Origin of the sequence: Pseudomonas sp. NPDC096925 (assembly GCF_044762545.1) — a bacterium.
Classification (GTDB): domain Bacteria; phylum Pseudomonadota; class Gammaproteobacteria; order Pseudomonadales; family Pseudomonadaceae; genus Aquipseudomonas.
The window spans coordinates 165591-189629 of the sequence record NZ_JBIWEM010000005.1; the positions used below are offsets into that span (position 1 = coordinate 165591).

At 63.6% G+C, this 24039-nt stretch carries 16 protein-coding genes; 3 read left to right on the forward strand and 13 right to left on the reverse strand.

The window, feature by feature from the left end:
- Positions 1 to 133 precede the first annotated feature (133 nt).
- A complete protein-coding gene (locus ACIQYU_RS16405) occupies positions 134 to 5662 on the forward strand; it encodes a dermonecrotic toxin domain-containing protein (RefSeq protein ID WP_402800821.1) in 5529 nt (1842 codons plus the stop codon).
- A 59-nt stretch (positions 5663 to 5721) separates the two neighbouring features.
- On the opposite strand, the gene hutG is transcribed toward ACIQYU_RS16405, so the two are convergent.
- The 7 genes from hutG to hutC all read right to left on the reverse strand — a co-directional run bounded on the left by hutG (position 5722) and on the right by hutC (position 14367).
- Positions 5722 to 6525 carry an N-formylglutamate deformylase gene (hutG, locus tag ACIQYU_RS16410; protein WP_207828386.1) on the reverse strand — a complete coding sequence of 268 codons (804 nt, stop codon included), beginning with the start codon at positions 6523 to 6525 and terminating at the stop codon, positions 5722 to 5724.
- Positions 6526 to 6535: 10 nt separating this feature from the next.
- Positions 6536 to 7741 carry an imidazolonepropionase gene (gene hutI / locus ACIQYU_RS16415; RefSeq protein WP_402800824.1) on the reverse strand — a complete coding sequence of 402 codons (1206 nt, stop codon included), beginning with the start codon at positions 7739 to 7741 and terminating at the stop codon, positions 6536 to 6538.
- A 15-nt stretch (positions 7742 to 7756) separates the two neighbouring features.
- Complete coding sequence (locus ACIQYU_RS16420; protein WP_207828382.1) at positions 7757 to 9160, reverse strand: amino acid permease; 1404 nt, start codon at positions 9158 to 9160, stop codon at positions 7757 to 7759.
- A 148-nt stretch (positions 9161 to 9308) separates the two neighbouring features.
- Positions 9309 to 10841: a histidine ammonia-lyase gene (gene hutH, locus ACIQYU_RS16425; protein WP_063912025.1), complete on the reverse strand. Its 1533-nt coding sequence runs from the start codon at positions 10839 to 10841 to the stop codon at positions 9309 to 9311.
- A 106-nt stretch (positions 10842 to 10947) separates the two neighbouring features.
- Entirely contained in the window at positions 10948 to 12621 is a 1674-nt protein-coding gene (gene hutU, locus ACIQYU_RS16430; protein ID WP_207828380.1) for a urocanate hydratase, read from the reverse strand.
- A 466-nt stretch (positions 12622 to 13087) separates the two neighbouring features.
- Positions 13088 to 13660 (reverse strand): HutD family protein, encoded by a 573-nt coding sequence (locus ACIQYU_RS16435; RefSeq protein WP_207828378.1) that lies wholly within the window; start codon positions 13658 to 13660, stop codon positions 13088 to 13090.
- Positions 13657 to 14367, reverse strand: coding sequence for a histidine utilization repressor (gene hutC, locus ACIQYU_RS16440; RefSeq protein ID WP_177328482.1), 711 nt, complete (start codon positions 14365 to 14367; stop codon positions 13657 to 13659). Before hutC ends, ACIQYU_RS16435 begins: the two co-directional genes overlap by 4 nt.
- 145 nt (positions 14368 to 14512) lie before the next feature.
- On the opposite strand from hutC, the gene ACIQYU_RS16445 reads away from it, so the two are divergent.
- On the forward strand, positions 14513 to 15877 hold the full coding sequence (locus ACIQYU_RS16445; protein ID WP_207828369.1) for a formimidoylglutamate deiminase: 1365 nt from the start codon (positions 14513 to 14515) through the stop codon (positions 15875 to 15877).
- Between the two features lie 169 nt (positions 15878 to 16046).
- Here ACIQYU_RS16445 and ACIQYU_RS16450 read toward each other — a convergent pair whose 3' ends face one another.
- From ACIQYU_RS16450 to ACIQYU_RS16470, 5 genes are all read right to left on the reverse strand, one after another.
- Positions 16047 to 16619, reverse strand: coding sequence for a lipocalin family protein (locus tag ACIQYU_RS16450; RefSeq protein WP_207828367.1), 573 nt, complete (start codon positions 16617 to 16619; stop codon positions 16047 to 16049).
- On the reverse strand, positions 16616 to 16870 hold the full coding sequence (gene bamE, locus ACIQYU_RS16455; protein ID WP_003249234.1) for an outer membrane protein assembly factor BamE: 255 nt from the start codon (positions 16868 to 16870) through the stop codon (positions 16616 to 16618). Before bamE ends, ACIQYU_RS16450 begins: the two co-directional genes overlap by 4 nt.
- A gap of 224 nt (positions 16871 to 17094) precedes the next feature.
- Positions 17095 to 17691 carry a DUF924 family protein gene (locus tag ACIQYU_RS16460; protein ID WP_063912031.1) on the reverse strand — a complete coding sequence of 199 codons (597 nt, stop codon included), beginning with the start codon at positions 17689 to 17691 and terminating at the stop codon, positions 17095 to 17097.
- Between the two features lie 3 nt (positions 17692 to 17694).
- A complete protein-coding gene (locus ACIQYU_RS16465) occupies positions 17695 to 18705 on the reverse strand; it encodes a class 1 fructose-bisphosphatase (RefSeq protein WP_016712457.1) in 1011 nt (336 codons plus the stop codon).
- A gap of 255 nt (positions 18706 to 18960) precedes the next feature.
- Complete coding sequence (locus ACIQYU_RS16470) at positions 18961 to 21411, reverse strand: glycogen/starch/alpha-glucan phosphorylase (RefSeq protein ID WP_207828358.1); 2451 nt, start codon at positions 21409 to 21411, stop codon at positions 18961 to 18963.
- Between the two features lie 185 nt (positions 21412 to 21596).
- Between ACIQYU_RS16470 and ACIQYU_RS16475 the strand changes: the two genes are divergently transcribed.
- Positions 21597 to 22001, forward strand: a complete 405-nt coding sequence (locus tag ACIQYU_RS16475) for a YkgJ family cysteine cluster protein (protein WP_003259873.1) — start codon at positions 21597 to 21599, stop codon at positions 21999 to 22001.
- Between the two features lie 186 nt (positions 22002 to 22187).
- Here the strand turns inward: ACIQYU_RS16475 and typA are convergent, their stop codons facing one another.
- Positions 22188 to 24008: a translational GTPase TypA gene (typA, locus tag ACIQYU_RS16480; protein WP_013974573.1), complete on the reverse strand. Its 1821-nt coding sequence runs from the start codon at positions 24006 to 24008 to the stop codon at positions 22188 to 22190.
- Between the last annotated feature and the right edge of the window lie 31 nt (positions 24009 to 24039).

The window sequence follows — 24039 nt, forward strand, 5'->3', positions numbered from 1 at the left end:
TTGTTCAGCCGTGGGCCATCATAAACCTGAATTGCGCTTTGAGCACTGCCCCTGAAGGGCACATATATCTACCTCCCACAGCCCGGACAGGCCAGCGATAGTCCCTTGCCCCAAATCAAGCAAGGGCCTCGCCATGCCAACTGCAGTCACTGCCGCGCCTAGTGTTCACTACGCCACCATCGAGCGCAAAGTCCCCACCTGGCTCAAGCAGGCTCCGCCAGAAACCCACCGCGCGATGCGCAACTGGCTTCAAACCCCTGCCTGGCTGGCAACGGCACTCCAGCAACAACCGGAGGTCGCCAAGGCATGGCAGGAGGAGCATGCACGCCACCGCGAACACCAGGCGCAGGTGCACAAGCTGTTCGAACAGCTTCCAACCCTGGAAACCTACGCCACCCAAGCACTCACCGAAGCCGTCAAGCAGCAATTCGGGCTTGACCTGGATGTGCGCAACACCTACCTCATCGATGCCCGCCTGATCGAGGCGACCAATGCCATCGACAGCCGCCAGGCCATCGACCGGGCTACGCGCTCGCTGCTGCATTGCGCCTTGCACAACTTCGACCTGCCCGCCACCACTGAACATGGCATGGACGCGCCCGCTAGCCTGCTGAAGAAGTCGGTCATCGTCGATCATCGGCGCTTCATGGGTACCGTGCCGATCATCAATGCACTGGACATCGCCGCCGAAGATTTCGCCGACTTGTGTCGCACGCTGGATATCGGCGGCAAGTACCATGAGCGGGTACATGCCATCTACTATCCGGCGGCCACGCCGCCGCTCAGCGCCGATGAAACCGCACTGGCCGTTTATGAAACCCTGGGGCGTGCCGAGGTCTCGGCATTCCGGCAATCCCTGCATTTCGCCCGCCTCAAGGGCGACATCAGCGAAACGCTATATACCGCCGCTCTAGCCGCGCCACTTGACCAGGCGGCGTCGCCCTCCTCACCGATTACCTTCAGCTTGCTCGACTTGTGGGAAGCCGAACTGACCGGGGTTGTGCTCATCACCCTGCAAGCCACAGGGCATCAGGCCGTGGCCCTGTATATTCCTGAAGACAGCACGACGCCACTCAAGGAGTTCACCAGCCAGAAAGCCCTGCACGACGAATTGCGCGACAGGCTCCAGGCCGATATCGGCTACCTGGACAGGCACCTCGCCGACCGCGACAAGGCGCCCATAATCACCCGCCTCAAGGACCGGCTCACCCCACTCGCCTGGAGTGTCCGCGGCCTGCAGGAACGTGTTCCGGACCCGCACGCCACCCTGTACCCGGTCAAAAGGCCTTTCAGCCACGCATTCCAGGGCGTGATGGCCTTCCAGAAGGCCCAGCGTCATGAGAAGGATGTGCTGTTCCACGCCACGCCGACCGAAATCGTCGACCGGCGCACCGCACTCGCCCACCGGGAACTGATTGCCAGCCGCGTACTGACGGGCTTGAACATCGCCGGCTTCTTCGTGCCGGGGCTGGGCGAAGCGATGCTTGCCGTGTGCCTGGCCCAGCTGGCCCATGAGGTGTATGACGGTATCGACGCCTGGGAAAACGACGAGCGTGATACAGCCTATGGCTACCTGGTCGATGTGATCGAAAACGTGGCGATCATGGCCGCCCTCGGCGCGGCAGCCAAGGCATTGGGAGGTTCACGGGGCGGCGAAGCCGGCACCGCGCTGGAAGGGCCGGAGATCGAAGAGCCAGCGGATGAGGCGCCAGAGCTGGCACGTATTCCTGTGGAAACGCCTTCCTTCATCGAAGAACTGGAAGACGTGGAAACACCCGATGGCCAGATGCGCCTGTGGAAACCCGACCTCACGCCCTACCAAAGCACAGAGACACTGCCCGACGACCTGGTACCGGACGAACTGGGCCTACGGCATCACCAAGGGAGACGCTGGCTGGTATTGCAGGGCAATCAGTACATCGTCACACCAGCGCCAACGACCGGTGAGTATCGTCTGCAACACCCGGCAAATCCTCGCCGCTACCAACCGCCAGTGCGGCACAACGGTGCCGGGGCATGGTTGCAGGTAACGGACAAGCCACTGAGTTGGTCGGGCACGACGCTATTGCGCCGTATCGGCCACTTGAGCGCGCACTTCGACGAGCCGACACTGCAACGGATTTTCGCCGTCAGCGGCATACACGAAGACGAGCTGCGCCGGGCCCTGGCCGACAGCCAACGGCTGCCGGCCTTGCTGGAAGACACCCTGCAACGCTTCAAGCTGGACGAAACGATCCGCCAACTGCCGGATGCCAGCACTCGCCCAGCTGAGTTTTCCAAGGCCTATGCCAGCCTGCCGCTCAGCCTGGCGCCGGGCGCCGAGGCCATACAGCGGGTGTACCCGAAACTGCCGGTAGCAGTCGCCAACGAGCTGGCGCGCGGCGCCAGTACCGACGAGCTGCAAATGCTCGACAACGGCAAGGTACCACTGCGCCTTGGCGAGGAGGCCCGCGTCTACCAGCAACACATCCGCCTGGCCCGCGCCCGTGAAGGGCTGTACCTGTCCAGCGTGCCAAACTGGGACAGCGACCGGTTGATCATGCACACCCTCGAACGCCTGCCAGGCTGGCCCACAGAAACCAGGCTCCGGCTGCTCCAGCGTGTGTCCTGGCCGACCCAGGACCATGCCATAGGCCCGCTGGACGACCACCCGTACAAGACCATCACCCACGCCCGGGCAGGGTACATCGTCCACAACGAAAACCTGTCGAGTGCGGTGGTCACAACCCACCCAAGCCTTTACGCCGCCTTGTACGAGGCACTGCCAGCGGCCATGGCACAAATGGATGTCGCCGCCCCGCAAGCGCTGCAGCGCCTTGTACAGGAAAGCCCGTTGCTGCCTCGCCCGGCCCTGAGGGTGCTGCTGGGCATGCAGCCGGTACGCCCTGGCTATCGCTCCCCCATGCGCCTGGCCGACGGCCGCCTCGGCTACCCGCTCAGTGGCGGCGGCCCGGCCACGCAAGGCGTCACCCGCCAGCGCCTGCTCGAAGCTGTCGAAGCCACAGGCCTCGCTGCTCGTACCGGCCGCTCCCCGGACCAGGTGCTGCTGGCACTTGCCGGCCACGGCCGTACACCGCTGCAGATATTCGAACATTTGCAGACACTGCTGGAGCAGCGCAACGAGCTGCAAAGCAGGCTGGACGACTGGAGCGAAGCCATTTCGCCGGCAACCGACCAGGCAGCACACGACTACGACAACCTGCGTGACTCGATCATGCAACATTGGTACGACGCCGCACTGGACGACAGCGCCGGGCCTGGCACCGAGCTGCGTATCGCCCGTGTGCCCCTGGCCGACATCCCCCTGACCTTGCCCGATTTCTTCAACGCACGGGTGCGCAGCCTGAGCCTGATCGACCTGCCTTCAGGAACCCTGGCAGGCTGGGCGCAAAACGAGCGCCTGCTGCAGCGCCTGCTCAGGCAGATGCCACAGATCGAGTCGCTGGAAATCAGCCGGCCGTTCGACCCCAGGGCAACGCCCTCGTCCTTCCTGTTTTGCATTCCCACCATCACCGAACACTTGCCAGGGTTGCAACGGCTGGTGATCACCAACCAGAACATGGCGCTTTCCGAAAGTGACCTGAACCTGCTGGCAGGGCTTCGCCAGTTGAGATACCTGGACCTGAGTGGTAACCGTCTGGCGCAGGGCAACAGGCCAAGTTTCCATGAACTGACCCTGGACTACCTGGGCCTGGACCAGATGCAGCTGGCCCAATGGCCAATCGGGATTGGCAGCGACGCCTTGGCGCGCATTGCCCGTCTGTCGTTGCGCCACAACAACCTCAGGTCGTTGCCCTCGTTCCTGCTTCACGAAACAGACACGCTGACCACTCCACCGGTGATCGCCCTGGAAGGCAACAGCATCAATGAATCCCACCTGCAGCGCTTGCTGCTGAATGAGCGTTTCGACACGTCGGGTATCACCACGGACCAGCCCGCAGCACTTTCCGAACAGCTCGCCCGCATTCGCGAGGAGCGACAACAGATGCGCGAAGCGATCGATGGCTGGGCCCAGGCGTCCAGCTCGAGCAACCCCTTGACCCAGGCCGCACTGGCAGACAGGCAGCGCATCGAGTCGGCGATCAGTCAATTCTGGGAACAACAGGAGCAGGGCCAGTCATACCTTCGCTTGCAACTCGAGGAGGTGGCCATCGAGCATTTCCCCAGGCGGCTTCCGGCGTTCTTCGGTGCGCGCGTGCGTGCACTTGGCCTGACGCGGTTACGGGGCAGCGCCTCGCAGCTCGATGAACTGCTCAGGCGGTTCCCGAACGTCACCCGACTGACCATCGACGAGCACCAGGCCGCCACCCCCGCGCTGGCATCGGCCCTGGCTCGCCTTCCCCAGCTCGCCTACCTGGAGTTTCGCAACATGGGGCTGGAAGTCGACCAGGCCATGCTGGATATCTTCGCAGGGCTGCAACACCTGACCTCGCTGGACCTGTCAGGCAACCGTGTGGGCAGCATCGAGCGGGTACCCGCATCACTGTCCAGCAGCCTGCAGTCACTCGCACTGACCAACATGAACCTGCAAGCCTGGCCTAGCTGGTGTGACAGCTTGCTGCCGCTGGAGCTGCTGGACCTGAGCTCGAACAACATTACCCAGTTGCCCGAGCACATCCTCTCGAACCTGAACAACCCCATGCCGATCTCGTCGATCGCCCTGTTCGACAACCCGCTGCCGCTTGAAACCATCCTGCGGGTACGCGCGTTCTCGGACAGCAGCCAGCACAGCTATTCCTTTGCCCTGGATATTCCGGGCAACCTGATGGCCGTCGATTCTTCGAGCGAAGGGTCACTCGACCACCCTCACTTCCCCCTGCTGGGCGACGATACGCCCAGGCTGGAGGACTGGATGCTGGGCAGCGAGGCGCAGAACGAGGCGCTGCAGGACTGTTGGGAACAACTGGAAGGCAGTGACCTGTTGCGTCTGGTGGGCCGTTTGCACAATGCCGCCCCATACGTTGACCCGAATACGCGAACCACCTTCTGCGAACGGGTACGCATGATGCTGGTGGTGGCTGCAAGCAACGAATCCGAACGACCGATCATGGAGAGCATCGCCGCAGCAGCGTTGCCAGACCCGGAAACCGGCTCGCAGACCTGCCATGATGGCGCGCTGCAGGAGTTCAACAACATTGAACTGTACCTGATGAGCCAACGCCTGTTGATCGACGCCGGCGATACCCTGCAAGCACTGCGACATCGCCTGTTGCAGCTTTTCCGGATCGAACGGCTGGAGTTACTGGCCAACCAACGGACTGGCACGGGTGACCGGGTCTCGGTGCGCCTGGCCTACCGTCGCGAACTGGCCAGGGAACTGGACCTGCCGATCGCCGACAGCATGCGTTTTCGAGGGGCTGCGAACCTGGCGCGCGATGAGCTATCCAACGTGCTGGAAAAGGTCCGTAAAAGTGAACTGAGCGATGCACTGGTCGACTACATGCTGGCGAATCCGGATTGGAGCATGCGTCTGCGAACCGAATATGCCGACCGCTTCGCCGAAATAGAGGCCCGTTTCCGCCTGCGCGTGCTCGAACTGGCCAGCAAGGACCACTCGCTTCAGGATGAGTTGAACTTGCAGCAAGGCCTGCAGGATGACAAGGATCAGGAAGAGCAGGAGCTACTGCGCGAACTCACCATCAAGCAGATCAACACCAACTGACCCGCAGTGACTGGCGACGCGCATGACCTGCATCGCGTCGCCATTCTCGTTGGCGAGCTTCACCGCGCGTAACGCGCCTCGCCCCAGTCCAGCAGCGCCTGCAGAAGCTGTTTCAACACCTCCTGTGTCGGCCGGGCCAGGTCTTCGCGGTAATCGAACGGCTCGGTTTCCTCCATGTAGGTGCTCTGCGCCAGCTCCAGCTGCACCGCATGGATGTGGTTGGCCGGGTCGCCATAATGCCGGGTGATATGCCCGCCCTTGAAGCGGCCATTGAGCACATGGCTGTAGCCCTGGGCCTGGGCGCAGACCCCATTCAGCTGTTCGGCCAGAACCGGGTCGCAGCTGGCGCCGTTGAAGGTGCCCAGGTTGAAGTCTGGCAGCTTGCCGTCGAACAGGTGCGGGATCAGCGAACGGATCGAGTGGGCGTCCCACAGCAGGGCGTAGCCGAACTGCTCGCGCAGCCGCGCCAGCTCGCGACGAATCGTGTCGTGGTAGGGGCGCCAGATCTGCTCCAGATACTGCTTGCGTTCCTCGCCAGTCGGCTCCAGCCCGTCCTTGAACAATGGCTCGCCATCGAACAGCGTGGCTGGGTACAGGCCAGTGGTGGCGCCGGCGTACAGCGGCTTGTCGTCATCCGGGCGGTTCAGGTCGATGACGAAGCGCGAATACTCCGCTGCCACCACACTGGCGCCCATCTCGCGGGCAAAGTCATACAGCCGTGGAATATGCCAGTCGGTATCCGGCAGGCTGCGCGCCTGGTCGACCAGGCCATCTCGTACAGCCGGCGACAGTTTCAGGCCGGCATGGGGCATGCTGATCAGCAGCGGCAGGCGGCCCTGGTGAAAACTCAGTACCTTGTCCATCGTGCCTCTCTCAGTTGGAAATCTCGTGGCCCTTGCGCACCACGCGCTTGGGCAGGTCACCGCCCAGCCAGTAGGCCAGGTCGGCTGGGCGTTCGATCCGCCAGGCGACGAAGTCGGCGACCTTGCCCACTTCCAGCGAGCCATGGCTGTCGCCCAGGCCCAGCGCCGTGGCCGCGTGCACGGTGACACCGGCCAAGGCTTCTTCCGGGGTCATGCGGAAGCAGGTGCAGCCCATGTTCAGCATCAGACGCAGCGACAGCCCTGGCGAGGTGCCGGGGTTGAGGTCACTGGCCAGGGCGATCTTCACGCCGTGGCGGCGCAGCGCGTCCATCGGCGGCAGCTGGGTTTCGCGCAGGAAGTAGAACGCGCCCGGCAGCAGCACGGCGACCGTGCCAGCGTTTGCCATGGCAATGGCGTCGTCCTCGGTCATGAACTCCAGGTGGTCGGCTGACAGCGCCTGGTAGCGCGCCGCCAGGCTGGAACCGTGCAGCGAGGACAACTGCTCGGCGTGCAACTTGACCGGCAGGCCCAGCTCGCGCGCCTTGATGAACAGCCGCTCGACCTGGGCCGGGGAGAACGCCAGGTGTTCGCAGAAGGCATCCACGGCGTCCACCAGGCCTTCGGCGGCCAGGGCCGGCAACATTTCGTCGCAGATATGCGCGATGTAGTCGTCAGCCCGGCCGGCGTACTCCGGCGGCAAGGCGTGGGCGGCCAGGCAGGTGGCGCGCACCGCCAGCGGCAACTCGTCGGCCAGGCGCCGGGCCACGCGCAGCATCTTGCGCTCGTTGGCCAGGTCCAGGCCGTAGCCGGACTTAACCTCGATGGTGGTCACGCCGTCACGCATCAGCGCCTGGACCCGCTGGCGAGCACTGGCGAACAACTCGTCCTCGCTGGCCGCGCGGGTGGCCCGCACGGTGCTGGCGATGCCACCGCCCTGTGCGGCGATTTCGGCATAGCTCACGCCCTGCAGGCGCTGCTCGAACTCACCGCTGCGGTTGCCACCGAACACCGCATGGGTGTGGCAGTCGATCAGCCCCGGGGTGACCCAGGCGCCGCCCAGGTCCACCGTACGCTCGGCCTCCACCGACGCCAGCTCGGTGCGTGGGCCGATCCACTCGATCAGCCCGGCGTTGGTGACAATGGCCGCGTCCTCGATGGCCGAGTAACGGCCCTCGGCCATGGTTGCCACATGGCAGTGCTGCCAGACGGTTTTCATACATTTACTCCTGTACTAGCGGTGCAGCTCGGCCGGTTGCGCTGCCGGCTGGCCCTGCCCTGCGCGCGGCTTGCACCACAGCAGGTAGGACGCCACCAGGAACACCACCCAGACCACGCCGACAAGCAATGCCGCCTGGGTATCCGGGAAGTAACCGAGCACGCCAAAGATGAACACCATGAACGCAATGGCCATGGCCGGGCCGTAAGGCCAGAACGGTACCGGGAACTGCAACTGGGCCACCTGTTCACGGCTCATGCTGCGGCGCATGGCCACCTGGGTGACCAGGATCATCAGCCACACCCACACGGTGGCGAAGGTGGCGATCGATGCGATCAGCAGGAACACGTTCTCCGGGATCAGGTAGTTGAGCAGCACACCGATCAGCAGCGCAGCACCCATCACCACCACGGTCATCCATGGCACGCCGTGCTTCGACAGCTTGCTGAAGCCGCGCGGGGCATGGCCTTGCTGCGCGAGGCCGTACATCATGCGACCGGCGCCGAAGATGTCGCTGTTGATGGCCGAGATCGCGGCGGAAATAACCACGACGTTCAGCACGGCGGCGGCGGAACCGATGCCCAGGTTGCTGAAGATCTGCACGAACGGGCTGCCCTGGCTGCCGATTTGTGGCCATGGGAACAGGCACATCAGCACGAACAGGGTGAGCACGTAGAACAGCAGGATGCGCAACGGCACGGCGTTGATCGCCTTGGGGATGACCCGCTGCGGGTCCTTGGCCTCACCGGCGGTGACGCCGATGATCTCGATGCCGCCGAAGGCGAACATCACCACGGCAAAGGAGGCGATCAGGCCACCCACGCCATTGGGCATGAAGCCACCGTGGTCGAACAGGTTGCTGACACCCACGGCTTGCCCGGTGCCTACCTGGCTGAAGCCGAATGCCATGATGCCGAGGCCGGCCAGGATCATCGCCACGATGGCGCCGACCTTGAGCAGCGACAGCCAGAATTCCATTTCGCCAAAGACCTTGACGTTGCACAGGTTGAGGCCGCCGATCAGGAAGACGATGCCCAGCACCCAGATCCAGCGGGCCACTTCCGGGAACCAGAAGCCCATGTAGATACCGAAGGCGGTAACGTCGGCGATGGCGACGATGACCATCTCGAAGGCGTAGGTCCAGCCGAGGATGAAGCCGGCCATGGGGCCGAGGTAGGTGCTGGCGTAGTGGCCGAACGAGCCGGCAACCGGGTTGTGCACGGCCATTTCACCGAGCGCGCGCATGACCATGTACACGGCGGCGCCACCGATCAGGTAGGCCAGCAGCACGGCTGGGCCGGCCATCTGGATGGCCGAGGCGGAGCCGTAGAACAGGCCCGTGCCGATGGCGGAACCGAGGGCCATGAAACGGATGTGGCGGGCACTCAGCCCGCGCTTGAGACCTTGAGCTTGTTGCATGTCACGTCCTTGAATTGTTTTTGTGGTCGTGAGATCGAGGGGGCCGCCATGCTGCCCAATCGCGAGCAAGCTCGCTCCTACAAGGGAATGCGTTGCCTTTGTAGGAGCGAGCTTGCTCGCGATGGGCCGCAACGCGGCCCTAGGGGCATTACAGGCTTGGCAGCACACCCGCCGGCAGCAGGCCGGTCAGGCTACCCTTGGCCAACAGTTCCACGGCCTTTTCGATGTCGGGCGCGAAGAAACGGTCACGGTCGTAGTGCGGCACTTCGCTGCGCAGCGCCTGGCGCGCCTGCTCCAGCTTGGCGGAAGTCTTCAGGCCCTTGCGCAGGTCCAGGCCCTGGCAGGCGCCCAGCCATTCGATGGCCAGCACGCCACGGGTGTTTTCGGCCATTTCCCACAGGCGCTTGCCGGCAGCCGGGGCCATCGACACGTGGTCTTCCTGGTTGGCCGAAGTTGGCAGGCTGTCGACGCTGTGCGGGTGCGACAGGGCCTTGTTCTCGCTGGCCAGGGCAGCAGCGGTGACCTGGGCGATCATGAAGCCGGAGTTGACCCCGCCGTTTTCCACCAGGAACGGCGGCAGCTGGGACATGTGCTTGTCCATCATCAGCGAGATACGGCGCTCGCTGAGCGAACCGATTTCGGCGATGGCCAGGGCGATATTGTCGGCGGCCATGGCCACCGGCTCGGCGTGGAAGTTGCCGCCGGAAATCACGTCACCCTCGGCAGCGAACACCAGTGGGTTGTCCGATACGGCGTTGGCTTCGATGCCCAGTACCTCGGCGGCCTGGCGCAGCTGGGTCAGGCAGGCGCCCATGACCTGCGGCTGGCAACGCAGCGAGTACGGGTCCTGGACCTTGTCGCAGTTCTTGTGCGACAGCGACACTTCGCTGGAGTCGCCCAGCAGGTCACGGAAGCAGGCAGCAGTGTCGATCTGGCCACGCTGGCCGCGCACTTCGTGGATGCGCGCATCGAACGGCGAGCGCGAGCCCAGTGCGGCTTCGACACTCAGGCCGCCGCAGGCGATGGCGGCGGCGTACAGGTCTTCGCCCTGGAACAGGCCACGCAGGGCATAGGCGGTGGACGCCTGGGTACCGTTGAGCAGGGCCAGGCCCTCCTTGGCGGCCAGGGTCAGCGGCTCGAGGCCGGCCACAGCCAGGGCTTCGGTGGCTGGCAGCCACTGGCCCTTGTAGCGGGCCTTGCCTTCACCCAGCAGCACCAGCGACATGTGCGCCAGCGGGGCGAGGTCACCGGAAGCGCCCACCGAACCCTTCAGCGGGATGTGCGGGTACACTTCGGCGTTGACCAGGGCGATCAGCGCGTCGATGACTTTGCGGCGGATGCCGGAGAAGCCACGGCTGAGGCTGTTGATCTTCAGCACCATGATCAGCCGCACCAGGTCGTCATCCAGCGGCGCGCCGACACCGGCGGCGTGGGACAGTACCAGCGAGCGCTGCAGGTTTTCCAGGTCGTGGCTGGCGATGCGGGTCGAGGCCAGCAGGCCGAAACCGGTGTTGATGCCGTAGGCGGTACGGTCTTCGGCAATGATCTGCTCGACGCAGGCAACGCTGGCGTCGATGGCCGGCGCGGCGCTGGCGTCCAGTTGCAGGCGCACGGGCGCGGCATGGATGGCGCGCAGCTGGGCCAGGGTCAGGGTGCCGGGCTTGAGGGTCAATTCGGTCACTTCACTACTCCAATCGCGTGGAGCCGCAGGCCCGTTTTCTGGTGCCTGCGCGCCCCTTCTTGTTGTTCAGTATCACCCTTGTGGGGTGCGATCCAAAGCGTGGCGATCAGCCAGTGATCATCGGCAGGTCCAGGCCCTGCTCCTTGGCACAGTCGATGGCGATGTCGTAACCGGCATCGGCATGACGCATTACACCGGTCCCTGGGTCGTTGGTCAGCACGCGCGCGATACGCGCGGCGGCTTCATCGGTACCGTCGCAGACGATGACCATGCCCGAGTGCTGGGAGAAGCCCATGCCCACGCCACCACCGTGGTGCAGCGAAACCCAGGTAGCACCGCCGGCGGTGTTCAGCAGGGCGTTGAGCAGCGGCCAGTCGGAGACGGCATCGGAGCCGTCGCGCATGGCTTCGGTTTCACGGTTGGGGCTGGACACCGAACCGGAGTCCAGGTGGTCACGGCCGATCACGATCGGTGCCGACAGCTCGCCGCTGCGTACCATTTCGTTGAACGCCAGGCCCAGCTTGGCGCGCAGGCCCAGGCCAACCCAGCAGATACGTGCCGGCAGGCCCTGGAAGCTGATGCGCTCGCGGGCCATGTCCAGCCAGCGGTGCAGGTGGGCGTCGTCGGGGATCAGTTCCTTGACCTTGGCGTCGGTCTTGTAGATGTCTTCGGCATCACCGGACAGCGCCGCCCAGCGGAACGGGCCGATGCCACGGCAGAACAGCGGGCGGATGTAGGCCGGCACGAAGCCCGGGAAGTCGAAGGCATTGGTCACGCCTTCTTCCTTGGCCATCTGGCGGATGTTGTTGCCGTAGTCGAAGGTCGGGATACCCTGCTTCTGGAAGTCGAGCATGGCTTGAACATGTACGGCCATCGACTGCTTGGCGGCCTTGACCACGGCAGCCGGTTCGGTCTGCGCACGGTCGCGGTATTGTTCCCAGGTCCAGCCGGCCGGCAGGTAGCCGTTCAGTGGGTCGTGGGCGCTGGTCTGGTCGGTGACCATGTCCGGGCGCACGCCACGCTTGACCAGCTCTGGCAGGATTTCGGCAGCGTTGCCGTGCAGGGCAATGGAGATGGCCTTGCCTTCGGCGGTGTACTTGGCGATGCGTGCCAGGGCGTCGTCGAGGTCAGTGGCCTGCTCGTCGACGTAGCGGGTTTCCAGGCGGAAGTCGATGCGGCTCTGCTGGCATTCGATGTTCAGCGAGCAGGCACCGGCCAGGGTGGCGGCCAGAGGCTGCGCGCCGCCCATGCCACCCAGGCCGGCGGTCAGTACCCACTTTCCTTTCAGGCTGCCGCCGTAATGCTGGCGACCGGCTTCGACGAAGGTTTCGTAGGTGCCCTGGACGATGCCCTGGCTGCCGATGTAGATCCAGCTGCCGGCGGTCATCTGGCCGTACATGGCCAGGCCCTTGGCGTCCAGTTCGTTGAAGTGTTCCCAGTTGGCCCAGTGCGGCACCAGGTTGGAGTTGGCGATCAGCACGCGCGGGGCGTTGCTGTGGGTCTTGAACACGCCAACCGGCTTGCCCGACTGTACCAGCAGGGTTTCGTCGTCTTCCAGGCGGGTCAGGGTCTCGACGATCTTGTCGTAGCAGGCCCAGTTGCGCGCGGCACGGCCGATACCGCCGTACACCACCAGTTCTTTCGGGTTTTCCGCGACCTGTGGATCGAGGTTGTTCATCAGCATGCGCAGTGGCGCTTCGGTCAGCCAGCTTTTGGCAGTCAGCTTGTTGCCACGTGGGGCACGGATCTCAACGTCACGGTATTTGTTGTTGTCGGTCACGGGAAAGGTCCTCTACGGTCGTCCGCGGGCGGGTATGTCGTGGTAGATATACAAACACATCTTTACTTGTATGTACAAGCATGGACAACCAAAATAATCGGACCTTTCCGCTGAATGGTTTGGTGCATGCGTTGATTCTTTCTGCGCCAGTGAGATCGAGCGCCGCCCGCGCGGCGCTTCGCGGGACAAGCCCGCTCCCACATTTGTTGCAACGTGGCCATGTCTGTCAGGCCATGGTTGTCAGCCTTGTTGGTCTGACTCAATTTCTCGGCTGGCGCTGCGGCCGCCTCACCCGTCTCAAGACATGCACCAAGGCAAGCAACCATGGCCTGACAGGTTCGGCACGTTGCAACAAATGTGGGAGCGGGCTTGTCCCGCGAAGCGCCGCGCGGGCGGCGCTCGATCTTACAGGCGACAAAAAACTACAGGCGAACTTACAGGAGACAAAAACCTACAGGCGAACCCCTCAGCGCCCCACCAACTCGATCAGGCAGAACCGCCCTTGAACCTCGAGCCCCAGCAACTGGTCATTGCCCTCCAGCCGCAAGCAGTCATACAACCCCAACCGCTGCGTCTCACGCCCGGCGATGCCAACCTCGACCTGGCTGCTGGCTGCGAACAGCAACACCGTCGACGCCGAGCTGTACAAGCGGCTGGTGCCATCGAACCACTGCAACCGCGCCCGGTAGCGCTGCGGTGCATAGATCAGGTTGAAATCGCGGATCGCCCCGCCCAGCAGCTTGCAGCTGACCTGGCTCTCGCCGCTGAAGGCAAAGGCATCGAACGGCAGCAACGGCCGGCTGGCCTGGCCGTCGACCAGCAGGCGCATACCGTCGCCCTGCAGCACGGTGATGATCCGCTGGTAGCCGGCGAAGGTGGAAAAGCCGCCGGACTCCTCGATATCGGCAATCGACAGGCGCCAGCCAAAGCCGTCCAGGCCCTCGCCACTGTCGCGGGTAATTTCTTCGGTGAAACCGCCACCGTTCTTCCACGGCATGCGCGGGTAGTCCTGCGCACGCAACAACTGCAGCTGACTCATTTACTGAAACGTCCTTCCAGGCGATGACGGGAACCGGGGTGGATCAGCCGCGCGGCGGTCACCGGCTGGCGGCCGGACCAGGTGCGACGGCGGATAAGCAGGCAGGGCTCGCCCCGCTCGATCTGCAACAGGCGGCATTCTTCCGGCTCGGCCAGGATCGCCTCGACCACGTGCTCACCCTCGGTCAGCGGCGCCACCTGCGACAGATAGGCGTAAGGCGTCTGCCGGGTGAAGTCCTGCTTGAGGTACTCGGGGGCAATCGCCGCATTGACGTAGCGGTCCTCGATCTGCACCGGCACGCCATTCTCGAAATGCACGATCAGCGAGTGGAACACCCGCTGGCCTTCACGCATGTCCAGGGCCAGCGCCCGCTCGGAACCGGCCGCTTCCTCGGTGAGGGTGATCACCTGGCAGCTATGCTGGTGGCCACGCGCGGCAATTTCGTCGGCGATGTTGTTGACCTCGAACAGCGCCGAACGCCCCTTGGGCTCGGCCACGAAGGTACCGACCCCTTGCATGCGCACCAGCAGGCCTTCGGCGGTGAGTTCGCGCAGGGCGCGGTTGATGGTCATGCGGCTGAAGCCCAGCTCGCTGACCAGTTCGCTCTCCGAGGGTACCCGGTGATGCGGTGGCCAGCTGCCATTGTCGATCTGCTGGATGATCATCTGTTTGACCCGGGCGTACAGCGGCGCCGGGCCCTCGCCCATCTGGGCAACCAGCGCGGAGACAGGAGGTGTCGGCACGGCGTTGGATCCTTGTGCAAATGGAATGAGCGGTAGCTTGCCGCAGTTTACCCGGCAGGCAAACGCCTGTATATGTATATACAAGTTAACAATAACAGGATTTTCACCGATGTCCGCCTACTTTGCCGAACGCGCCCTGCTGCCCACGGGCTGGGCCAGCCATGTCCGTATCGAGGTCACCCGCGATGGCCACGTGGCCCGCATCGAGCCGGGCGCCTCGGCCGAGGGCGCCGAGCGGCTGGCCGGCCCGCTGCTGCCCGGCATGCCCAACCTGCACTCGCATGCCTTCCAGCGCGCCATGGCAGGGCTGGCGGAGGTCGCCGGCAACCCCAATGACAGTTTCTGGACCTGGCGCGACCTGATGTACCGCCTGGTCGGCCAGATCAGCCCGGAGCAGCTGCAGGTCATCGCCCGCCAGCTGTACATCGAGATGCTCAAGGCCGGCTATACCTCGGTCGCCGAATTCCACTACGTGCACCACGACCAGGCCGGCAAGACCTATGCCGACCCGGCCGAACTGTCCCGCCGCATCAGCGCAGCCGCAGCCGACAGTGGCATTGGCCTGACCTTGCTGCCGGTGCTGTACAGCCATTCAGGCTTCGGCGGCCAGGCCCCGAATGACGGGCAACGGCGCTTCATCAACTCCACCGAGCAATACCTGCAACTGCAAGCGCAACTGGCCCCGCTGCTGGCCGCACAACCCGCACAGCAACTGGGATTGTGCTTCCATTCGCTGCGGGCGGTGACGCCCGGGCAGATCGCCGAGGTGCTGGCAGCCAGCGACAAGCAATGCCCGGTGCATATCCATATCGCCGAGCAGCAGAAGGAAGTCGACGACTGCCTGGCCTGGAGCGGCCTGCGCCCGTTGCAGTGGCTATACGAACATGTGGACGTGGACCCACGCTGGTGCCTGGTGCATGCCACCCATGCCGAGCCGGATGAAGTTACGGCCATGGCTCGCAGCGGCGCGGTAGCCGGGCTGTGCCTGACCACCGAGGCCAATCTGGGCGACGGGATTTTCCCGGCAGTGGACTACCTGGCACAGGGTGGGCGGATGGGCATTGGTTCGGACAGCCATGTGTCGCTGAGCGTGGTGGAGGAGCTGCGCTGGCTGGAATATGGCCAGCGGCTGCGCGACCAGCGGCGTAACCGCCTGTATCGCGGCGACCAGCCGATGGTCGGGCGCACGCTGTATGACGCTGCGCTGGCGGGCGGTGCACAGGCGCTGGGGCAGGCGGTCGGGGAGCTGGCTGTGGGCAAGCGCGCCGACTGGCTGGTGCTCGACGGGCAGGACCCTTACATCGCCATGGCGGACGGAGATGCCATTCTCAACCGCTGGCTGTTTGCCGGGGGCGATCGCCAGGTGCGGGATGTGATGGTGAATGGGCAGTGGGTGGTGCGCCAGGGGCGGCATGCGCAGGAAGAGGAAAGCCGGTTGGCGTTTGCCGAGGTACTGCGGCAGCTTTTGGGCTGATCTACCGGCAGTTCTCTCGCATTCGCGGGTGAACCCGCTCCCACAGGTGAGGCGCTGAACTCAGATGCGGTGCAGTACCTGTGGGAGCGGGTTTACCCGCGAACACCGGCGAAGCCGGTGCCATACATCGCGGTTGCGGGTAGGCCCACACCCACAACCACTCTGAACCTCAGTGCCTCTTGACGATCTGCTGGTCCGACGCGCGCCAGATCAGGCGGCTGGTGTCATACCCCTGTTGCCGTGCTCTGGACATCAGGTTCTCGCGCTCCCAGGCCGGTAGCGTCGGCGTACGCGAAAGGATCCACAAGTGCTTGCGATCCGGGCTGCCGACCACCGCCGTGCGGTAGCGTTCATCCACATACAGAATCCAGTACTCGCCCCTGGCCACACCTGGCACCAGCTTGGTGAACCAGTTGTCGAACTCGACCCACAACTTGTCAGTGTGCCCCGGCTCCTGGATGCTCGCATGCCCTTCGGCGCGCAGCCATTCGTCACCCATGGTACGGCAGCGGTTGAGCACGCCGAGGCTACCATCCAGTTTGAGGTTGTAATGCGCCTCGGACTGTTCGCAGCCGGTCTGGTAGCGCATGGGCAGGCGCGCCAGCTCGTACCATTTGCCCTGGTAGCGCTTGAGGTCGATGTGGCCAGCGGTCTTCGGCGCCAGCGGATCGTGCACGGAGCCGGCACAACCACCAAGCAGCAACGCCAGGCATACCCCCATCAGCAGATACAGACGCCTCATTTGAGACCCTGCCCTGAATACATCAGTACCTTGTCTGCAGCGTACTGCACGCTGATGAAGCTCTTCTCGTCCCCCCAGGTGCAGCTGCTCATGCCCAGTGCGCCAGAGCACTCGGTCGGCGTGCCGAGCAACTGCTCGACCTCGGCCTTGTTCATACCGGCCTTGATCTTGGAATAGTTTTCCTGGTTGATCTTGCTGCAGGCAGTCAGGACGACGCACAGCGACAACAGGGCGAGGGAACGCAACGACATGAAGGACACTCCTGAAGAGGGGATACAGGCGAGTGGCCTGTAGTGACCTTCGACGATAAAAACCCTCCCAGGTTCCCTGCCCTCCCTCCTCTACCCCTACGCCATTGGTCGGATGGCCACTACTGTGCGATTAATCACAAAGGAGTATCCCGACCAAACAAAAAGGCCGCCCCGTGCAGGGGCGGCCTTGCGTCGCGATGGCCTGCGCAGCAGACCACAAAACCTCAGAATCTGGAGCCTGGCTCCAGCAAAAAGTCCATTTCTTCACTGGTGCTCGGCCGCTCCAGCACCAGGTTGCGGTGCGGAAAGCGCCCAAACCGGGCAATCACCCGTTGGTGCTGCTCGGCATAGTCGAGGAAGCCTTCGAACAGCCGGCGGTTGGCTTCGGGCTGCTCGTCCAGCAGCAACTGGTAGCGCTCGACGCACAGGTTCTGCCAGTCAAGCACTTCGGCATGCTCCAGCACCAGCAGCACGAACACCCGCTGGATCGGCAGCAACTGGTAATCCCAGTTCTTCTGCAAACCCTGCATCGCCACCACCTGGGCACGCCGGTCGCCCTCGAAGGCGCGCGGCGTGTCGCGGTAGATCATGCGTGGCAGCTGGTCCAGCAGGATCAGCAGGCCCAGCCAGCCCTGCGGGCTTTGCTGCCACTCGTCGAGCCCACCCGCCAGGGCGTGCTCGACCAGCTCGCCAAACAGCGCATGGGCCTCGGCATCGTGATGCTTGCCGAACCACAGCGTGCTCTTCTCGTCAGCCACGGCCTGGGGACTGGTGCCCCAACCGAACCACCACTCCAGCAACGGCTGCCAAGGTGCGAGCATGACTTACTCCTTGTGGTAGGCGGTGACGCGCTCGACCTCTTCCTTCGAGCCGAGGATTACCGACACACGCTGGTGCAGGCTTTCCGGCTTGATGTCGAGGATGCGATCGTAACCGTTGGTGGAGGCGCCGCCAGCCTGTTCGATGATGAACGACATCGGGTTGGCTTCGTACATCAGGCGCAGCTTGCCCGGCTTGCTCGGCTCGCGGGCGTCACGTGGGTACATGAACAGGCCGCCACGGGTCAGGATGCGGTGCACGTCGGCCACCATCGAGGCGATCCAGCGCATGTTGTAGTTCTTCTTCAGCGGGCCGGTCTCGCCTGCCAGCAGCTCGCCCACGTAACGCTGAACCGGGGCTTCCCAGTGGCGCTGGTTGGACATGTTGATGGCGAACTCGGCGGTGCTTTCCGGCACGCGGATGTTTTCGTGGGTGAGGACGAAGCTGCCCAGTTCGCGGTCCAGGGTGAAGCCCTTGACGCCGTTGCCCAGGGTCAGGATCAGCATGGTCTGCGGGCCATAGATGGCGTAACCGGCGGCGACCTGCTGGGTGCCTGGCTGCAGGAAGGCATTTTCGTTCAGGGTTTCGTTCTGGCTCAGATACTCGTTAGGGCAACGCAGTACCGAGAAGATGGTACCGACCGAAACGTTGACGTCGATGTTGGACGAGCCGTCCAGCGGGTCGAAGACCAGCAGGTAGGCGCCTTTCGGGTACTTGCCCGGAATCTGGTAGGCGTTGTCCATTTCTTCGGAGGCCATGCCAGCCAGGTGGCCGCCCCATTCGTTGGCTTCCAGCAGGATATCGTTGGAAATCACGTCCAGTTTCTTCTGGACTTCGCCCTGCACGTTTTCAGTGCCCATGCTGCCCAGCACACCGCCGAGGGCGCCTTTGGACACGTGATGGCTGATTTCCTTGCACGCACGCGCCACCACTTCGATCAGGAAGCGCAGATCGGCAGGGGTATTGTTGCTGCGGGTCTGCTCAATCAGATAGCGACTCAGGGTAACGCGGGACATGTATGGCTCCGAAAGGATTGGGGGATGAAAAACCCACGCAGTTTACAGGGAGAGTTGCGGGCTAGCGAGTGATGAGACTCGCCACGGCTCTCAGACGGCACAATAGGTCGGTAGTTCAGCGTGCGCCAGGCCGGTGGTCTGGTTGTAGGCCTCTTCGCGGGCACGCCCGCTCCCACAGGGACTGCACAGGTTTCCGAGGCTGTGCAATTCCTGTGGGAGCGGGTTTACCCGCGAAGAGGCCAGGGCAGGCTTATCTCAATCCAAAGCCTTCCAGATCTCGCTGGCATACTCCCGAATGGTCCGGTCCGACGAGAACCAGCCCATCCGCGCAGTGTTCAGCACCGCCATGCGCCACCACTCCTGCGGCGTGTGCCACAGTTCCTCGACCCGCCGCTGGGCATCCCAGTAAGCGTCGAAATCGGCACACACCAGGAAGCGGTCATGGCCCACCAGCCCATCGATCAACGCGCTGTAGCGCGACGGGTCGTCCGGCGAGAACACCCCGCTGCGAATGGCCTGCAGCACGTCGCTCAGGCGGCTGGACGCGGCAATCGCCGCACTGGCACCGAAGTCCCCGGCACGCCGCCGGGCTTCCACCTGCTGCGCGGTAAGGCCGAAGATGAACATGTTGTCGGCGCCCACCTGCTCGCACATCTCCACGTTGGCGCCATCCAGGGTGCCGATGGTCAGCGCGCCGTTCAGGCCGAACTTCATGTTGCTGGTACCGGAGGCTTCGTAACCGGCGGTGGAAATCTGCTCGGAAAGGTCCGCCGCCGGGATGATGCTTTCGGCCAGGCTGACGTTGTAGTTGGGCAGGAACACCACCTTCAACAGGCCACGCACGGTCGGGTCGTTGTTCACCACCCGGGCGATGTCGTTGGCCAGCTTGATGATCAGCTTGGCCTGGTGGTAACTGGCCGCGGCCTTGCCGGCAAAAATCTTCACCCGCGGCACCCAGTCGGTACCGGGGTCGTTGCGCATGGCCTGGTACAGCGCCACGGTATGCAGCAGGTTAAGTAACTGGCGCTTGTACTCGTGGATGCGCTTGACCTGCACATCGAACAACGCCTCGGGGTTCACCGTGACACCCAGGCGGTCCTGGATGATGCTGGCCAGGGCACGCTTGCTGTGCAGGCGCTGGGCAGCGAACTGCTTGCGAAAGCCGCTCTTGTCGGCGAACGGCACCAGGCCGGCCAGGCGCCCTTCGGGGTCGTCCAGCAGCTCCGGCCCCAGCGCCTCGACCAGCATCGCGGTCAACTGCGGGTTGGACTGGTACAGCCAGCGGCGGAAGGTAATGCCGTTGGTCTTGTTGTTGATCCGTTGCGGGTAGAGCTTGTGCAGCTCGGCGAACACCGTGCTTTTCATCAGTTTGCTGTGCAGCGCCGACACACCGTTGACGCTGTGCGAGCCGAGGAACGCCAGGTTGCCCATGCGCACCCGGCGGCCGTTGTCCTCCTCGATCAGCGATACCGCCCGCAGCACGTCGAAGTCGTGCAGGCCTTTCGCCCGCAGCGCGTCGATGTGGTAGGCGTTGATCAGGTAGATGATCTGCATGTGCCGCGGCAGCATGCGTTCCATCAACGCCACCGGCCAGGTTTCAAGGGCTTCGGGCAGCAAGGTGTGGTTGGTGTAGGCCAAAGTGCCGACGGTCAGCTCCCAGGCGGTATCCCAGGGGATTTCATGCTGGTCGACCAGCAGGCGCATCAGCTCGGCGACGGCGATCGACGGGTGGGTGTCGTTGAGCTGGATGGCCGCCGCGTCCGGCAGGTTGAGCAGGTTGTCGTGCATGTTCAGGTGGCGGCGCAGCAGGTCCTGCAGCGAGGCCGAGACGAAGAAGTATTCCTGGCGCAAGCGCAGCTCCTGGCCAGCCTCGGTGCTGTCGGCCGGGTACAGCACCCGCGAAATGCTTTCGGCCCGTGCCACCTCGGCCACCGCGCCCAGGTGGTCGCCGGCGTTGAAGCGCTCCAGGTGCAGCTCCTCCAGCGCCCGCGCACGCCACAGGCGCAAGGTGTTGACGCTGGCCCCGCGCCAACCGACCACCGGGGTGTCATAGGCCACCGCCCGCACGGTCTCGCCCGGCCACCACACCTGGCGCTGCTGGCCATGGGTGTCGTGCACCGTTTCGACGCTGCCACCAAAGCTGATCGGGTAGATCACCTCGGCGCGCTCGAACTCCCAGGGGTTGCCGAAATCCAGCCAGTTCTCGGTCTGCTCCTGCTGCCAGCCATCGACCATGGCCTGGCGGAACAGCCCGTGTTCGTAGCGGATGCCATAGCCGTGGGCGGCGATGCCCAGGGTCGACATGCTCTCCATGAAGCACGCCGCCAGGCGGCCCAGGCCACCGTTGCCCAACGCAGCATCGGGTTCGAGCAGGCGGATGCGCTCCAGGTCCACGTCCAGCCCTTCCAGCGCTTCGCGGGCAATATCGAGCAGGCCCAGGTTGCTCAGGCTGTCGTACAGCAGGCGACCGATGAGGAATTCGAGGGAAAGGTAATAGACCCGCTTCTGGCTTCGGCGATAAGCCTGGCGGGTGTGGTCCATCCAGTGATCGACCATGTGATCGCGCGCGGCCAGGGCAATGGCTTCGAACCAGTCGTGGTCGAAGGCGTGCTCCGGGTCCTTGCCGACCGCGTAGGTCAGCTTCTTCAATACAGCGGCGCGAAATTCGGCCACCTCGGCGTCACGTGCTTTGGGTTCCTGGGACATGCGGCATCCTCTGGCAAGTTGACGAAAGCGGAGGGAGACTGTTGAGCCTAGCCCCTTCGACAGGGAGTGACAGTTACCGTTCGCAGTTTTCATGCCCACTCTGCGATTCCGGCAAAAGGTTGTTCATAAATTGAACAATTCCGGTATGATCGCGCGCCCCAAGACCGTGATACACCCCTATAACGATGAAAACGACCCTGATCGCCGCGGCCGAAGTCGACCGCCTGGAGACCTGGCAGCGCTACACCAGCAACATGTGCCATGGCTGCCATTCGACCTGCTGCACCCTGCCGGTGGAGGTGAAGATCAAGGATCTGATCCGTATCGGCGTGGTCGACGAGTTCGAGAAAGACGAACCGCCGAAGAACATCGCCAAGCGCCTGCAGAAGGACGGCATCATCGAACGCTTCAACCAGAAGTCGGGGATCTTCACCCTGACCCGGATGAGCAATGATGACTGCCTGTACCTGGATCGTAAAAGCCGGCTGTGCACCATTTATGACAAGCGGCCGGACACCTGCCGCAACCACCCCAAGGTCGGGCCGCGGCCGGGGTATTGTGCGTACAAGCCCAAGGTGGTCGGGCGCTGATCGCCAGCCTTCAAGGGCCTCTTCGCGGGCTTGCCCGCTCCCACAGGATCTCCGCAACATTCAACCTGTGCAGTACCTGTGGGAGCGGGCAAGCCCGCGAAAGGGCCGACACAAATCCTGCAGGCAAACAAAAACGCCCCCGGCCTTTCGACCGGGGGCGTTTTCGTTTCAGCTCAAGCTAGACGATCAAGCCTTGGCTTTCTTGGCAGCGCGGGTACGCTCGCCTTCGTCCAGGATCTTCTTGCGCAGGCGGATCGACTTCGGAGTCACTTCGCACAGCTCGTCGTCCTGGATGAATTCCAGAGCCTGTTCCAGGGTGTGGCGAACCGGCGGTACCAGGGCGATGACTTCGTCTTTGCCCGAAGCACGCATGTTGTCGAGCTTCTTGCCTTTGGTCGGGTTCACGCCCAGGTCGTTGTCACGGCTGTTCAGACCGATGATCTGACCGTTGTAGATGTCCTGGCCGTGCTCGATGAACAGCTTGCCACGAGCCTGCAGGGTTTCCAGCGAGTAGGTCAGCGCCTTGCCGGTCTCGATCGAAACCAGAACACCGTTCAGGCGGCCGGACATCTGGCCAGCTTTCATGGTGTCGTAGCGATCGAAGATCGAGGTCAGGATGCCGGCACCGTTGGTCAGGGTCAGGAACTGGTTACGGAAACCGATCAGACCGCGAGCAGGTACGTTGTACTCCAGACGTACACGGCCCTTGCCATCCGGCGCCATGTTGGTCAGGTCGCCTTTACGCAGGCCCATTTCTTCCATGACCTTGCCCTGGGATTCTTCAGGGATGTCGATGGTGACGTTCTCGAACGGCTCCTGCTTCACGCCGTTGACTTCGCGGATGATCACTTCAGGGCGGCCTACAGCCATCTCGAAGCCTTCACGACGCATGGTTTCGATCAGAACCGACAGGTGCAGCTCACCACGGCCGGAAACCTTGAACTTGTCAGCCGAGTCGCCTTCTTCAACGCGCAGTGCAACGTTGTACAGCAGCTCTTTGTCCAGACGTTCCTTGATGTTACGGCTGGTGACGAACTTGCCTTCCTTGCCGCAGAACGGCGAGTCGTTGACCTGGAAGGTCATCGATACGGTCGGCTCGTCAACGGTCAGCGGCTTCATCGCTTCGACGTGGTTCATGTCGCACAGGGTGTCGGAGATGAACAGCTCGTCGAAACCGCTGATGCAGACGATGTCGCCAGCCTGGGCTTCTTCAACGTCGACGCGGTGCAGGCCGTGGTGGCCCATCAGCTTGAGGATACGGCCGTTACGCTTCTTGCCTTCGGTGTCGATGGCAACAACCGGGGTGTTCGGCTTGATGCGACCACGGGCGATACGGCCAACGCCGATAACACCGAGGAAGCTGTTGTAGTCCAGCGCGGAGATCTGCATCTGGAACGGGCCATCGACGTCAACGTTCGGCGCCGGTACGTTGTCGACGATCGACTGGTACAGCGGGGTCATGTCTTCGGCCATGTCGGTGTGGTCCAGACCGGCGATGCCGTTCAGGGCCGAGGCGTAGACCACCTGGAAGTCCAGCTGGTCGTCGGTGGCACCGAGGTTGTCGAACAGGTCGAAGATCTGGTCCAGAACCCAGTCAGGACGCGCGCCCGGGCGGTCAACCTTGTTGATCACGACGATCGGCTTCAGGCCGGCTTCGAACGCCTTCTTGGTCACGAAGCGGGTTTGCGGCATCGGGCCGTCCTGGGCATCGACCAGCAGCAGCACGGAGTCGACCATCGACATTACACGCTCAACCTCGCCACCGAAGTCGGCGTGGCCGGGGGTGTCGACGATGTTGATGTGGTAGCCGTTCCAGTTGATGGCGGTGTTTTTCGCCAGAATGGTAATGCCGCGCTCTTTTTCCTGGTCGTTGGAGTCCATCACGCGCTCGTCGTTGAGCTCGTTACGCTCCAGGGTGCCGGACTGGCGCAGGAGTTTGTCGACCAGGGTGGTTTTACCATGGTCAACGTGGGCGATGATGGCGATGTTACGCAGATTTTCGATCACAACTGTATCTCGATCAGAGGATTCGGTTGCC